The sequence below is a fragment of the Aquabacter albus genome (assembly GCF_040049275.1).
Taxonomy (GTDB): Bacteria; Pseudomonadota; Alphaproteobacteria; order Rhizobiales; family Xanthobacteraceae; genus Aquabacter.
In genome coordinates, this window is the sequence record NZ_JBDZDT010000003.1 from 566,752 (window position 1) to 580,313 (window position 13,562).

Sequence of the window (13,562 nt, forward strand, 5' to 3'; positions counted from 1 at the left end):
TCAGCCGAGACCGAGCTTCTTGAACGCCTGGCTGATCCAGGAGCCCTTATTTTCCTGGGGCTCGCCACCGCCCTGCTGCACCAGCTTGTAGGCGTCCTTGTACCAGGAGCTTTCGGGGAAATTGTAGCCGAGCACGGCAGCGGCGGTCTGCGCCTCGCCGATGATGCCGAGCGCCATATACGCCTCGGTGAGACGGAACAGCGCCTCCTCCACCTGCCGGGTGGTCTGATACTGGGTCACCACCACCTTGAAGCGGTTGATGGCGCCCGTGTAGTTGCGGTTTTCCAGATAATAGCGGCCGATCATCATTTCCTTGCCGGCCAGCTGGTCGCGCGCCACTTCCACCTTCTTCTTGGCGGAGGCGGCATACTCGGTATTGGGATATTTCCGGATCACATCGTCCAGGGCGTCCAGCGCCTGGCGCGTCGCCTTCTGGTCGCGGGTGACGTCGGGGATATTGTCGAAATACGCCGAGGCGACGAGGTAATTGGCATAGGCCGCGTCCGCCGAGCCGGGATGCAGCGTCAGGTAGCGCTTGCCGGCGGCGATGGCCTCGTCGTACTTGCCGGCCTGATAATAGACATAGGTGTCCATGAGGAGCGCCTTGCGCGCCCATTCCGAATAGGGATGGGTGCGGTCCAGATCCTCGAATCGCTTGGCGGCGGCCGTGAGGTCGCCTTTGTTCATGAGGGTCAGGCCCTCATTGTAGATCTTCTCCGCCGGCTCGTCCGGGGCGATGATGTCGTCCTTGTCGCTGGCGCAGCCCGCAAGGCTCGCCGCCACGAGGAACACGCCGAGCAGCCCCAGCACACGGAAGCGTACGGCGCGCGAGGAAGCAGCGTCAGAGAAAAGGCGCATCACGTGAAGATCCACTCCCGAGCCGTTGGCCCACCCGACCGCAGCCCGCTGCGGGCCGAAGGGCCGCCACGAACGCGGCTAACGGCGCTTTCCGACGGCATTGTGGCGCGCACTGGTGAAGAGACGGCAAATATTGCGAGAAGGCAAATAGGCCGCAACCGTCCTTAGGGGAAGCCCCGTGCGTCCAGCCCGGGGCAAGGCGGCCTCAGCGCTCCGGTGCGTAAGCGAGAACCGGGGCACCAACGGCCAGTTCCGCACCCTCGCGGCGGCTGCGGGCGGGGGCTTCCACCACCGCATAAGCGGAGCGGTCGGCGAGGAGCGCGTCCACCACCTGGAAGTTCAGCTTGTGGCCGCCGCGGAAGGAACGGTAGCGCGCGAACAGAGGCAGGCCAGCGAGGGCGAGGTCGCCCACCGCGTCCAGCGCCTTGTGGCGCACGAATTCGTCCGCGAAGCGCAGGCCCTCGGGGTTCAGCACGCCGTCGCCATCGAGGCAGATGGTGTTGTCGAGGGAGGCGCCGCGCGCATAGCCCGCGCCGCGCAACCGCTCCACATCCTTCAGGAAGCCGAAGGTGCGGGCCTTGGAGAGATCGCGGCGGAACACGTCGGGGGTCAGGTTGCCGGCGAATCGCTGGCGCCCGATCATGGCGTGCTCGAACTCGATCTCCACTTCGAGGCGGAAGCCGGCATCGTAGGGGGTGAGTTCGCCGAAGGAGGCGCCGTTCTCCACCCGGATGGGCTTCAGCACCTTGAGATACTTGCGGCGGGCGGAGAGCTTCGCGACGCCGACCGTGTCCACCGCCGCCACGATGGGCGCGGCGCTGCCGTCGAGGATCGGAACTTCGGGGCCGTCGATTTCCACTTCGGCATTGTCGACCCCAAGGCCCGCAAAGGCCGCGAGGGCATGCTCGACCGTGGAGACCAGGGCGCCGGAGCGGTCGCCGAGGACGGTCGCAAGATCGGTGGCCTGCACCGACTGGCGGGAAACGCTGATGCGGCGGGGCGACTGGTCGGCGAAGGTGCGAGAGAAGACGATGCCGGTATCCGCGGCGGCGGGCTTGAAGGTGAGATTGGCCTCAACGCCGCCATGGACGCCAACGCCGTTCAGGGCGATCTTGCCAGCCAGGGTCGTCTGCATCTCGGAGTTCATTCCGCCTCGGAAGCGTTGCGGCACAAAGCCGGTCGGCTCCCGCCCCTAAAGTTTCACGCCCCTTACTCATTTTTGCCGTGGTGGCGGGATCGAATCCCCCAAACGGGTGTTGAGCAAAGGTTCGAGCGAGAACCTAGACGGCTTGCTGCGTCGCGCCAAATCACGCTTGCTTACCGCCTGTTACCGAGGCTGAATCCTAATTACCCCTTAGTTATCAAAAGCTTACGCCCGAGGCTAAGCCTCGGGCGCAATGTCGTGTTACAGAGAAGAAGGTTAATCAGTTCGCCTGCCGGCGGAGGAAGGCGGGAATCTCCAGCTGATCCTCTTCATGCCCCGGCTGCTGCGGGTGGCGGGTGGGAACCTCCGCCGCCGGCCGGACCGGGGGACGCTTGGCGAATTCGGACACCGGCTCGGCGCGGGCGGCCGGGCGCTGGGCGGGGGGCGCAGGCGCCCGCATGGTCGGCTGCGGGGCGCGGGGCGCCTCGGCCTCGTCGCTGTGCCGGCCCATGCCCACATTCGCAAGGCGCTGGAGCAGCGTCATCTTCTTCTGCTCGCCCGCCGGCTCGCCAGTGCGCTGGGCGCGGATCTGGTTCTGCGCCGGCATCGGCAGCTCGTCCACGCGCGGCATGCGCGGGGTGCGCGGGCGCTGGGCCTGCGGCGGGATGTACGGCGCGAACTCGTCCTCCTGCATCATCTGCGCGGGCTGAGCGGGCTGCTCGGGCTCGGAGAAGAAGGAGGGCTTGGGGGTCGCGGCGCGGATGGTCACCTCGTCGATGGCCACCGCCTGCTGCGGCGCGGGGGCCGGAGCGGGCTGCGGGACGCGGGCCTGGGTGGGCGTCGGCATTTCGAGGGACATCAGGTCCTCGGCCGAGATTGCGGCCACCGCGCTGCGGATCTGGGCCTCGCGGGCCTGCTCCACGGCGGCGCGGCCGGCATTGGACATCTTCCGCCCGCCGAGGTCGGGCATGCCCTCCCCGCGGGTCTGGATCTGCTCGGGGATGACGGCGGGGTCGATGCCGGTCGCCACCACGGACACGCGGATGATACCGTCCAGCGACTGGTCGAAGGTGGCGCCGAGAATGATGTTGGCGTCGGGGTCCACTTCCTCGCGGATGCGGGTCGCCGCCTCGTCCACCTCGAACAGCGTCATGTCGTTGCCGCCGGTGATGGAGATGAGCAGGCCGCCGGCCCCGCGCATGGAGGTCTCGTCCAGCAGCGGGTTGGCGATGGCCGCTTCCGCCGCCTGGATGGCGCGCTTGTCGCCGGAGGCTTCGCCCGTGCCCATCATCGCCTTGCCCATGTCGCGCATCACGGCGCGCACGTCGGCGAAGTCGAGGTTGATGAGGCCTTCCTTCACCATCAGGTCGGTGATGCACGCAACGCCCGAATAGAGCACCTGGTCCGCCATGGCGAAGGCGTCCGCGAAGGTGGTCTTCTCGTTGGCGACCCGGAACAGGTTCTGATTCGGGATGACGATCAGGGTGTCGACCGTCTTCTGCAGTTCGTTGATGCCGTGCTCGGCGACGCGCATGCGGCGCTGGCCCTCAAAGTGGAAGGGCTTGGTCACCACGCCCACCGTGAGGATGCCGAGCTCGCGAGCGGCGCGGGCCACCACGGGCGCAGCGCCCGTGCCCGTGCCGCCGCCCATGCCGGCGGTGATGAACACCATGTGCGAACCGGACAGGTGGTCGCGAATCTCGTCGAGGACTTCCTCGGCGGCGGCGCGGCCGACTTCCGGCTGGGAGCCGGCGCCAAGGCCTTCGGTCACCGCCACGCCCATCTGCACAAGGCGCTCGGCCTTGGAGAGGGAAAGGGCCTGCGCATCGGTATTGGCCACCACGAACTCAACGCCGGAAAGGCCGGCGGTGATCATGTTGTTGACGGCGTTTCCGCCGGCGCCACCGCAGCCGAAGACCGTGATCCTGGGCCGCAACTCCCGAATGTCGGGCATCTGAAGGTTGATCGACATGTTCTCACTCCGTCGCGCCCGAAGCGCCGTGCCGTCGTCCGAATCCGAGGCTTGGGTCCGAGTTAAGACCGAACTCGGTTAACCATCTCTAAAAACTGTCCTTCAGCCAGCGCCCCACGCGGCCAAAATAAGTTCCGCTCTCCGCCCCCACCGCCTGGCGGCGGCGCGGCTCGAAGTGCTCGAGCCCCGCCACCTGCGGGTAGACCAGCAGCCCGGCGGCGACCGCGAAAGCCGCGCCCCGCGCCGCTTCCGGCAGCCGGGAGACCCCCAGCGGCCGGCCGATTCGCACCTGCGGCCCGATCACGCGGGCCATCAGATCCGGCAGTCCCTGCAATTGCGCCGCGCCGCCCGTGAGGACGAGGCGGCGGCCCGCATCGCCGGCATGACCCGAGGCCTTCAGTCGGTCGCGAATCAGTTCGACGATCTCTTCCGCTCGCGGTTTTACGATAGTCACGAGGCGAGATTTCGGAACCATGTTTGGCTGATCGCGGTCATCCCCAGACAAAGCGGGAATGGTGAGCATGTCGTGGTCGTCGGAAGAAACCGCGACCACCGCCCCGTGCAGCGCCTTCAGGCGCTCCGCATCCGCGAGCCGGGCGGGAAGGCCGCGGGCCACGTCATTGGTGATGTGCTGGCCGCCGAGCGCGATGCCGTCCACATACATGCAGTGGCCGCCCGAGACGACGGAGAAGGTGGTGGTGCCCGCCCCCATGTCGATGAGGGTGACACCTAGTTCCATCTCGTCGTCGGTAAGGGAAGAGAGCGCCGCCGCATAAGGCGCGCTCACCATGGCCTCGATGCCGAGATGGCAGCGCTCGACGCACAGAACGAGATTCTTCAGCGAGGTGAGGTCGCCGGTGACCACGTGCATGTCGACGCCGAGCTCGCGACCCAACATGCCGCACGGCTCGCCGATGCCGCGCCGGCCGTCCAGCGAATAACCCACGGGCAAAGCGTGCATGACCGCGCGCCCGTCGCCCACCGCATAGGTGGAAGCAGCCTCCAGCACGCGGCGGATGTCGAATTCCTCCACGGCCGGCGCCGTGAGCCGCACCGCGGCCTCATAATGCTGCGAGGCGAGCCGCGCGCCGGAGACGCCGACGATGACGGAAGCGATCTGCACGCCGGCGGCGCGCTCCGCCATGTCCACCGCCTGGCGCACCGCCAGCTCCGCGCGGGCCATGTCCACCACCGCCCCGCCCTTCACGCCGTGGGCGCGGGTGTGGCCGATACCGAGCACATCGATGGAATGGGTGCGCCGGTGCAGCACGTCGGAGGCGCCGCGCGGCTTCAGCCGGGCGATGGCGCACACGATCTTGCTGGTGCCGATATCCAGTACTGCAATGATCCCGCTCTTCTTCGGCGGGATCGGGCGCATCTTCGGGGCGAACCCTTGAGCGAGCCGGTGCCTCACGCGGCCCCTCCCTTCTTTGCTTTGGCCTTGGCCTTCAGCATCTGCATTCGGGCGTCGTAGGCGCCGTCCGACAGGCGGATCACCACCCGGTCGGGCAGGCGCAGATCGACGATGGTGATGTCGCGGGTGAGCAGCTTCTTCTCGCGGTCGAGGTCCGCGAGCTGGAGCAGCGCGTCGCTCAGCCCCTCCTCGGGGAGGCGCACGTCGATGCCGTTGCGCAGTTTCAGCGTCCAGCGGCGGTCGGCGACGAGGATCGCGGCCCGCACCTGATCGCGCAGCGCCGGCACCCGGGCGAGCGCCTCGACGATCTCGCCCACCTGCTTCTCGGCGCCCTCGCCCACCACGATGGGCAGGCTGACATAGCGCGGATCATCCGAGTAAGGCGCGATAGGCATGCCGTCGCGGGCGATCACCTGGATCTGGCCGTTGAACTGCCAGAGCGCATAGGCCTCGCGCTCCACCACCGAGATGTCGATGCGGTCGGGATAGAGCTTACGGACGCTCGCGCTGGAGATCCAGGGCATGGCTTCGAGCCGCGCGCGGGTCGCGTCCGCATCGATGAACAGGATGGATGTGGTGGCCTTGATGCCGGCGGCGGCGAGGATTTCCGGCGGGGTCACGTGATTCTGGCCGGAAAGGTTCACCTGCTTCACCTTGAAGCCGGCGACATTGGCGGCCACGTCGCCGAGGTCCACGAAGAACTCCTCGGCCTCTTCCACGTGTCCGCCCAGCACCACGCCATAAAGCGAGAAGCCGCCGATCACGGCGACCGCCAGGAGGCTCGCACCCCGCCGGCCGAGGCGCGAGGCACCAAGGCGGACGGTGAGGCGGCGCAGGAACAGGGCCGTGCGGCTCGCCGGCGCCGGCTCGCGCATGGGGATGGGCCTGCGCCGCGCCTGCGGCTGCGGGGCCCCACCCGGCTTGAGGGCCTGAAGCGCCCTCAACGGTCCAGCGATGCGTCCTCCACCATCCATGTCACAAGCTCGCCGAACGATATGCCCGCATGGGCGGCCAGTTCGGGCACAAGGGACGTCTCGGTCATGCCGGGCTGCGTGTTGACCTCCAGACAGACCAAGCCCGAGGCATCCCCGGTCCGGTCGTCGTATCGGAAGTCCGCACGGGAGACGCCCCGGCAACCGAGCGCCTTATGCGCCGTTGCCGTAAGTATCCGCACCTGTTGGTAAACTTCGGGTAAAATGCGGGCAGGGAGAATGTGCCGCGAACCGCCGAGCGCATATTTGGATTCGTAATCGTAAAAAGCCTGCGTAGCCTCGATCTCGGTGACGTCCGAAGCCTCCCCGCGGATCACCGCGCAGGTCAGTTCCAGGCCGGGAATAAAGCGTTCCGCCAGAAGCGCTTCGCCGTGCGACCAGTCCGCGCGATGCAGTTCCTGCGGCGGGTGGGCCTGATCCTCGCGCACGATGAAGACGCCGACGCTGGAACCCTCCGCCACAGGCTTCAGGACATAAGGCGGCTCCATCACATGGCCCTTGGCGGCCTCTGCCCGGGAGACCACGAAGCCGGTGGCCACGGGCACGCCCGCCGCTGCCAGCGTCACCTTGGCCTGCGCCTTGTCCATGGCGAGCGCGGAGGCGAGGACGCCGGAATGGGAATAAGGAATGCGCAGGATTTCCAGGATGCCCTGGATCGTGCCGTCCTCCCCCGGCTTGCCGTGCAGGGCATTGAACGCCACGTCCGGCTGGAGGCGCGCCAGCACTTCCGCAACATCCCGGCCCACATCCACCCGCGTCACGCGGTAGCCGGCCGCCTCCAGTGCGCGGGCGCATCCCTCGCCTGAGCGCAGCGAGACTTCCCGCTCGGCGGACCAGCCGCCCATGAGCACCGCGACGTGTTTGGACATGAAAGTTTCCTGTGATGGCGGACGGGCGCAGGATTAAAGCGCAAACAGCGTTTGCAATTCCCTAAGCGGAAAGCGGTATCCCGATCCGCTTGATCTCCCATTCCAGGGAGATGCCGGAGGTCTCACGCACGCGGCGGCGCACTTCTTCCCCCAGCGCCTCGATATCGGCAGCGGTGGCACCGCCGAGATTGATGAGGAAATTGGTGTGCATCTCGGAGACCTGGGCGTTGCCGAGGGTGAAGCCCCGGCAGCCGGCCTTATCGACGAGCTGCCATGCCTTCTGGCCGTCCGGATTCTTGAATGTGGAGCCGCCGGTGCGGCTCTTGATGGGCTGGGTCGCCTCGCGCGACGAGGTGATGCGCTCCATCTCCGCCGCGATCTCGGCGGCGTCTCCCGGCTCGGCCTGGAACAAAGCCTGCGTGAAGATGAGGTCTTCCGGCGCATCGCAATGGCGATAGGTGAAGCCCATCTGCGCATTGGTCAGTTCGTGGACGGTGCCATCCCGCCCCACGGCGCGGCAGGAGACGAGCGCATCCTTCACCTCGCCGCCATAGGCTCCGCCATTCATGCGCAATGCGCCGCCGATGGCGCCGGGAATGCCCCGCAGGAAAGCGAGCCCCTTCAGCCCCGCATCCGCCGCCGTCCGCGCCACCTTCACATCAGGCGCGCCCGCACCAGCGCGGATCTGGGTGCCCTCGACAGCGATATCGCTGAACCCTTTGCCGAGCCGCACCACGAGGCCGGGAATGCCGCCGTCCCGAATGATGAGGTTGGAGCCGAGGCCGATCACCGTGACGGGCAGATCCGCCGGCAGCCGTGCCATGGCATAGGACAGGCCCGCCTCGTCCGCCGGCTCGAACAGCACCTGCGCCGGCCCGCCGACGCGAAACCAGGTGAACGCGGCCAAAGGCGCGTTCGCAACGAGCCGCCCGCGCAGATCGGGCAGCGCGCTGGTAAGGCCGGGGACGAGATCGGGGAAACTCATGGCGCCGCTTTAGCGGGTGACCGGGAGAAAGCCAAACGGGAACAGTCTTCGTCAGCCCCGGCGGGGTGCCGGTGCCCCGCGCAGAAGGCCATCCGTACTCAGGTCTTCATCGATCTCAGGCCAATGGATTCCATAGCCGCCGCCAGCTATTTCCCAATGCTTCCGTTGATCAGGTGTTGCACCCGCCAAGCGCGGATACCATCCCAAAGGAACGCTAATGGTCCGCCCGTCCATGAGACGCACGGACAGCTCATTCTCTCCGATGGAAACGTCCTTGACGCGCGTGTCAGCGGCCGGCGCCGAAAAAGCCATCCCAGGCCTCCTTGAACTGAACCTGATGCTCGCGGACAAGCTTCAGCAACTCACCGATCTCCCGCGCTGAGAACCCTGCATTCCCAGCAAGCGCCACCGGCTCCAACCAGAACTTGGCCGAACAACCGGCCTTGTCCACGTGGACGTGCCACGGTTCGTTGGGCTCATGGCTGTAAAAATAGAACCGATACCCATCCAATCTCAAGATTGTCGGCATCCCGCCCTCCCGGGCACCTTATTAAAGCACCACCACTCCGCGGTGCTTCGCCTCGCCTTCCGGCTCCACATGGATGGTGATCACCATGTCCTCCATGTCCGCCTCGAAGGCCTGCTCGATGCGGTCGCAGATGTCGTGGGCGGCGGCCACCGTCATCTCGCCGGGCACGACGAGGTGGAATTCCACGAAGGTCATGCGCCCGGCATGGCGGGTGCGCAAATCGTGGGCCTCGATGGCGCCGGCAGCGTGCGTGGACACCAGTTCCTTGATGCGCGCCACCACATTGGCGGGCGGCGCCTCGTCCATGAGGCCGCCGACGGATTCGCGCATCAGGCTCCAGCCGGTCCACAGGATGTTGATCGCGACCAGCCCGGCAATGAGCGGATCAAGCTGCGGCCAGCCCACCAGGGGCACGAGGACGAAGCCCACAAGGACGCCGATGGACGTCACCACGTCGGTAAGAAGATGCCGCCCATCCGCCACCAGAGCCGGCGATCGCCACCGGCGGCCGTAGCGCAGCAGCACCGAGCACCACACGGCATTGAGCACGGTGGCGAGGCCGTTCAGCAGGATGCCGTGGAACGGCTGGTCGGGCATGCGGGGATCGAGGAAGCCGAAATAGGCCTCGCGCAGGATCGACCCGGCGGCGAGAAGGATCAGCACGCCCTCCAGCACGGCGGAGAAGTATTCCGCCTTGTGGTGGCCGTAGGGATGGTTGTCGTCGGCCGGCTGCGCGCTGATGCGCAGCGCCACCAGCGCGGCGAGCGAGGCCGCGATGTTGATGATGCTTTCCAGCGCATCCGACAGCAGCGCCACGGAGCCCGTGACCCACCAGGCAGCACCCTTCAGGGTGAAGACGATGATGCCGACGACCACGCTGCCGGCGGCGACCCAGAGCGCGCGGTTCATGAAGGCCCTCTGGGCATCGTTGCGGATGCGGCTTGCCTATCGTCTCCCGCGCTGCAGCGCAACCTGGGCCAATTTACCGCGCCTCGGCCGCGCCGGCTGCCAGTTCGTTGGGCAAAGCATAGGCCCATTGGGTAATGTTGCCGGCGCCGAGGCAGATCACATAGTCGCCGGGCTTTGCCACGCCCGCGATGACCCCCGCCAGAGCTTCCGGTCCCTCCAGCGCCGTGACGCTGCGATGGCCGCGGGCGCGCAGGCCCTGCACCAGATGGTCGCGGTCGGCGCCGGGAATGGGCGGCTCGCCCGCCGCATAGACCGGGGCGACGATCACGTGGTCGGCGTCGTTGAAACAGGTGGAGAAATCATCGAACAGGGAGGCAAGGCGCGAATAGCGGTGCGGCTGCACCACCGCGATCACCTGGCCCTCGCTGGCCGCGCGGGCGGCGCGCAGCACCGCGGCGATCTCCACCGGGTGGTGGCCGTAATCGTCGAAAATGGAGACGCCGTTCCATTCGCCGGTGCGGGTGAAGCGCCGCTTCACGCCGCCGAATTGGGACAGCGCTTCGACGACGCGTGCATCGGAGACGCCCAGCTCATGCGCCACGGCGATGGCGGCCGTGGCGTTGAGCGCATTGTGCTTGCCGGGCATGGGCAGGCGCAGGCCGTCGATGCGGTGCACCGTCTCGCCCGCGCGGTCGCGGAAGATGACGTTGAACTTGGTTATGCCGCCCTTCAGGTCCACGTCCACGAGGCGCACGTCCGCCTGCGGGTTCTCCCCATAGGTGATGATGCGCCGGTCCTCGATGCGCCCCACCATGGACTGCACCACGGGATGATCGATGCACATCACGGCAAAGCCGTAGAAGGGCACATTCTCGACGAACGCCTTGAACGCGTCCTGCACCCGGTCGAAGGTCTTGAAGTGGTCGAGATGCTCGGGGTCGATATTGGTGACGATGGCCACTTCCGCCGGCAGCTTCAGGAAGGTGCCGTCGCTCTCGTCCGCCTCCACCACCATCCATTCGCCATCGCCGAGGCGGGCATTCGTGCCGTAGGCATTGATGATGCCGCCATTGATGACGGTGGGGTCCATGGCCCCGGCATCCAGCAAGGTGGCCACCAGCGAGGTGGTGGTGGTCTTGCCATGGGTGCCGGCGATGGCGACGCAGCTCTTCAGGCGCATCAGCTCGGCCAGCATCTCGGCGCGGCGCACCACCGGCAGACGGCGGGCGCGGGCGGCCAGGAGCTCGGGATTGTCACGCTTGATGGCGGAGGAGACCACCAGCACGTCTGCATCATCCACGTTCGCGGCGTCATGGCCCACGGTGACCGCGATGCCCTTCTCGCGCAGGCGCTTGACGTTGGCGCTCTCGGCCACGTCCGAGCCCTGCACCTGGTAGCCGAGATTGTGCAGCACCTCGGCGATGCCGCTCATGCCGATGCCGCCGATGCCGACGAAATGGATGGAACCGAGGGCCAGGGGGAGCTTCATTCTCTCAAGACTTTCCTTGCAACAGCGCGGCCGGCGCCCCCCGCGCCAGACGCTGAACCACGTCCGCCAGCCGCTCAGCGGCGTCGAGCGCGCCGGCGCTTCTCGCCGCTTGAGCCATTCCCGTCAAGGATTGGGGGTCGGAGGCGAGGCGCGAGAGTTCGCCCGCCAGTCGCTCTGGGGTGAAGGCGGCCTGGGGCATGAGGAGCGCGCCGCCCACCTTTTCCAGGGAACGGGCATTAGCGGCCTGGTCCTGGTCCAGCGCGTGGGGCAGCGGCACGAGGATGGAAGGCCGGCCGATGGCGGCAAGCTCCGCCACCGTGGAAGCGCCCGAGCGCGAGATGACCAGATGGGCGGCCGCCAGGCGGGCAGGCAAGTCCTTGAAGAAGGGCGCGATCTCGGCGGAGACGCCGGCCGCCGCATAAGCGTCGCGCACGCGGGCAAGGTCCTCCTCGCGCGCCTGCTGGACGATATGGAGGCGCGCGCGCAGCGCGGGTTCGAGCAAGGCAATGGCGGGCGGGACGATGTCCGACATCACCCGCGCGCCCTGGCTGCCGCCGAAGACGAGGAGGTTGAATGGACCCTCGGTTGCCGGAAAGGGCGTGGCGGCGGCGGAGATCACGGTGGGGCGCAGGGGATTGCCGGTCCACACCGCTTTTTCGGCCAAAGCCGGCTCGCCCGCGCAGATGTCGGGAAAGCCTGTGGCGATGGCGGTGACGCGGCCCGCCAGCATGCGGTTCGCCCGGCCCATGACGCCGTTCGCCTCGTGAATCAGCGTCGGCATGCCCAAGATGGACGCGGCCAGAACCGGCGGCACCGTGGGATAGCCGCCGAACCCCACCACGATGGCGGGCTTCAGCCGCCGCATCAGAACGAGGCCCGAGACGAGCCCGGCGGCGAGGGTGAAGGCGGTCTTCGCCAGCGCCACGGGCGAGCGGCCCCGCACCGTCTCGGCGGGGAGCACATGCAGATCGCCGGCCGGAAAGGCGCCTGCATAGTGCGCCGCGCGGCTGTCGGTGACGAGGTCCACGCGAAAGCCGCGCGTTGCGAGCACGCTCGCCAGCGCCTCGGCGGGGAAAAGATGCCCGCCGGTGCCGCCCGCCGCCAGAAGCGCCAATGGTGCGCTCATGCGGCGCCCGCTGCGGCGCCGGTGCGGGCGCGCGGGTCGGCCGGCGGCTCGCTCAGCGCCGCCAAGGCGGCCGCGCCGGGACGCCGGCGGGAGAGCGCCAGCAGCATGCCCATGCCGAAGGCCAGCGAGATGAGCGAGGAGCCGCCATAGGAGATGAAGGGCAGCGTCATGCCCTTGGCGGGCATCAGGTGCACATTCACCATCATGTTGATGGACGCCTGGAGGCCGAACAGCAGCGCGAGACCCGTGGCGGCGAAGCGGGCGAAGGGGTCCTGCTCGTCCAAGGCGCGGGTGAGGCTGCGGATGATGATGAAGGCGAACAGCGAGAGGAGGATCAGGCACAGGATGATGCCGAATTCCTCCGCCGCGACCGCGAAGATGAAGTCGGTGTGCCCGTCGGGCAGGATGCGCTTCACCGTGCCCTCGCCCGGCCCCTGGCCGAACCAGCCGCCATGGCGGAAGCTCTCCAGCGCCGTGTCGATCTGGTAGGTGTCGCCGGAAGCGGGATCGAGGAAGCGGTCGATGCGCTTCTTCACGTGGGGCACCACATTATAGGCGAGAACCGCGCCGCCACCGGCAACGCCGATGAGCCCCACCATCCAGATCCAGCGCAGGCCGGCGAGGAAGAACAGAGTTCCCCAGACGAGGCCGAGCAGCATGGTCTGGCCGAAGTCGGGCTGGAGCACCAGAGGCAGCATGACCGAGCCGAGGAGGCCGATAGCGAAGAGCTGAGCCGGCATTTCCGGCCGCTTGCCGCTTTCCGCGAACAGCCATGCGGCCAGCACCACGAAGGCGGGTTTCAGGAATTCGGAGGGCTGCACGGTGATGCCGGCGATCATCAGCCAGCGCCGCGCGCCCTTCACCTCCGGGCCGAAGAGAAGGGTGGCGAACAAGAGCGCCAGGAAGATGAGGAACACCACCACGCAGACGCGCCGGATGGTGCGCGGCGAGAGGAAGGAGGTGAAGATCATCACCGCCGCCGCCGGGATGAGGAACAGCACCTGCCGCTGCACGAAATGGAACGGGTCCGGAATGCCGAGGCGGGCCGCCACCGGCGGGCTTGCGGCAAGGCACAGCACGATGCCCATCATCATGAGCACGAACAGGGAGCCCAGCAGCAGGCGGTCCACCGTCCACCACCATTCGCTGAGCACGGTGCGGTCGGCGCGTGACATCATTTGGGCGGAACTCCGGGGGCAGGAACGTGAGGCGGTAGGATGAAGGAGCTTGGTTGACGGGGGATTAAGGGGGTGCCCCTAAAGCGGAGCGCCGTGT

13 protein-coding genes are annotated in these 13,562 nt (G+C 67.6%); all 13 read right to left on the reverse strand.

Annotation, left to right across the window (positions count from 1 at the left end):
- Entirely contained in the window at positions 1 to 858 is an 858-nt protein-coding gene (locus ABLE91_RS09050) for an outer membrane protein assembly factor BamD (protein ID WP_348930469.1), read from the reverse strand.
- A 205-nt stretch (positions 859 to 1,063) separates the two neighbouring features.
- The gene (gene lpxC, locus ABLE91_RS09055) at positions 1,064 to 2,005 is read right to left on the reverse strand and encodes a UDP-3-O-acyl-N-acetylglucosamine deacetylase (protein ID WP_510181923.1); all 942 of its coding nucleotides are present in this window, start codon (positions 2,003 to 2,005) and stop codon (positions 1,064 to 1,066) included.
- A gap of 277 nt (positions 2,006 to 2,282) precedes the next feature.
- Complete coding sequence (gene ftsZ, locus ABLE91_RS09060; protein WP_348930471.1) at positions 2,283 to 3,974, reverse strand: cell division protein FtsZ; 1,692 nt, start codon at positions 3,972 to 3,974, stop codon at positions 2,283 to 2,285.
- Positions 3,975 to 4,062: 88 nt separating this feature from the next.
- Positions 4,063 to 5,352 carry a cell division protein FtsA gene (gene ftsA / locus ABLE91_RS09065; RefSeq protein WP_348930606.1) on the reverse strand — a complete coding sequence of 430 codons (1,290 nt, stop codon included), beginning with the start codon at positions 5,350 to 5,352 and terminating at the stop codon, positions 4,063 to 4,065.
- Between the two features lie 32 nt (positions 5,353 to 5,384).
- On the reverse strand, positions 5,385 to 6,263 hold the full coding sequence (locus ABLE91_RS09070) for a cell division protein FtsQ/DivIB (RefSeq protein WP_348930472.1): 879 nt from the start codon (positions 6,261 to 6,263) through the stop codon (positions 5,385 to 5,387).
- A 65-nt stretch (positions 6,264 to 6,328) separates the two neighbouring features.
- Complete coding sequence (locus tag ABLE91_RS09075) at positions 6,329 to 7,249, reverse strand: D-alanine--D-alanine ligase (RefSeq protein WP_348930473.1); 921 nt, start codon at positions 7,247 to 7,249, stop codon at positions 6,329 to 6,331.
- A 61-nt stretch (positions 7,250 to 7,310) separates the two neighbouring features.
- The gene (gene murB, locus ABLE91_RS09080) at positions 7,311 to 8,234 is read right to left on the reverse strand and encodes a UDP-N-acetylmuramate dehydrogenase (protein ID WP_348930474.1); all 924 of its coding nucleotides are present in this window, start codon (positions 8,232 to 8,234) and stop codon (positions 7,311 to 7,313) included.
- Between the two features lie 51 nt (positions 8,235 to 8,285).
- Positions 8,286 to 8,546, reverse strand: a complete 261-nt coding sequence (locus tag ABLE91_RS09085) for a DUF2442 domain-containing protein (RefSeq protein ID WP_348930475.1) — start codon at positions 8,544 to 8,546, stop codon at positions 8,286 to 8,288.
- Complete coding sequence (locus tag ABLE91_RS09090) at positions 8,521 to 8,763, reverse strand: DUF4160 domain-containing protein (protein WP_348930476.1); 243 nt, start codon at positions 8,761 to 8,763, stop codon at positions 8,521 to 8,523. The genes ABLE91_RS09085 and ABLE91_RS09090 overlap by 26 nt, the downstream gene beginning before the upstream one ends.
- Positions 8,764 to 8,784: 21 nt before the next feature.
- Positions 8,785 to 9,672, reverse strand: coding sequence for a cation diffusion facilitator family transporter (locus ABLE91_RS09095; RefSeq protein WP_348930477.1), 888 nt, complete (start codon positions 9,670 to 9,672; stop codon positions 8,785 to 8,787).
- A gap of 73 nt (positions 9,673 to 9,745) precedes the next feature.
- Positions 9,746 to 11,161 (reverse strand): UDP-N-acetylmuramate--L-alanine ligase, encoded by a 1,416-nt coding sequence (gene murC, locus ABLE91_RS09100; RefSeq protein ID WP_348930478.1) that lies wholly within the window; start codon positions 11,159 to 11,161, stop codon positions 9,746 to 9,748.
- A gap of 4 nt (positions 11,162 to 11,165) precedes the next feature.
- On the reverse strand, positions 11,166 to 12,287 hold the full coding sequence (murG, locus tag ABLE91_RS09105; RefSeq protein ID WP_348930479.1) for an undecaprenyldiphospho-muramoylpentapeptide beta-N-acetylglucosaminyltransferase: 1,122 nt from the start codon (positions 12,285 to 12,287) through the stop codon (positions 11,166 to 11,168).
- Entirely contained in the window at positions 12,284 to 13,465 is a 1,182-nt protein-coding gene (gene ftsW, locus ABLE91_RS09110; RefSeq protein ID WP_348930480.1) for a putative lipid II flippase FtsW, read from the reverse strand. Before ftsW ends, murG begins: the two co-directional genes overlap by 4 nt.
- Between the last annotated feature and the right edge of the window lie 97 nt (positions 13,466 to 13,562).

What these genes read in the sequence shown, in the direction of transcription:
- ftsZ (WP_348930471.1), bottom strand. Translation starts at nt 3,974, where the DNA reads ATGTCGATCAACCTTCAGATGCCCGACATTCGGGAGTTGCGGCCCAGG.
- murG (WP_348930479.1), bottom strand. Translation starts at nt 12,287, where the DNA reads ATGAGCGCACCATTGGCGCTTCTGGCGGCGGGCGGCACCGGCGGGCAT.
- ABLE91_RS09070 (WP_348930472.1), bottom strand. Translation starts at nt 6,263, where the DNA reads ATGCGCGAGCCGGCGCCGGCGAGCCGCACGGCCCTGTTCCTGCGCCGC.
- ABLE91_RS09075 (WP_348930473.1), bottom strand. Translation starts at nt 7,249, where the DNA reads ATGTCCAAACACGTCGCGGTGCTCATGGGCGGCTGGTCCGCCGAGCGG.
- murB (WP_348930474.1), bottom strand. Translation starts at nt 8,234, where the DNA reads ATGAGTTTCCCCGATCTCGTCCCCGGCCTTACCAGCGCGCTGCCCGAT.
- ftsW (WP_348930480.1), bottom strand. Translation starts at nt 13,465, where the DNA reads ATGATGTCACGCGCCGACCGCACCGTGCTCAGCGAATGGTGGTGGACG.
- murC (WP_348930478.1), bottom strand. Translation starts at nt 11,161, where the DNA reads ATGAAGCTCCCCCTGGCCCTCGGTTCCATCCATTTCGTCGGCATCGGC.
- ABLE91_RS09050 (WP_348930469.1), bottom strand. Translation starts at nt 858, where the DNA reads ATGCGCCTTTTCTCTGACGCTGCTTCCTCGCGCGCCGTACGCTTCCGT.
- lpxC (WP_510181923.1), bottom strand. Translation starts at nt 2,005, where the DNA reads ATGAACTCCGAGATGCAGACGACCCTGGCTGGCAAGATCGCCCTGAAC.
- ABLE91_RS09095 (WP_348930477.1), bottom strand. Translation starts at nt 9,672, where the DNA reads ATGAACCGCGCGCTCTGGGTCGCCGCCGGCAGCGTGGTCGTCGGCATC.
- ABLE91_RS09090 (WP_348930476.1), bottom strand. Translation starts at nt 8,763, where the DNA reads ATGCCGACAATCTTGAGATTGGATGGGTATCGGTTCTATTTTTACAGC.
- ftsA (WP_348930606.1), bottom strand. Translation starts at nt 5,352, where the DNA reads ATGCGCCCGATCCCGCCGAAGAAGAGCGGGATCATTGCAGTACTGGAT.
- ABLE91_RS09085 (WP_348930475.1), bottom strand. Translation starts at nt 8,546, where the DNA reads ATGGCTTTTTCGGCGCCGGCCGCTGACACGCGCGTCAAGGACGTTTCC.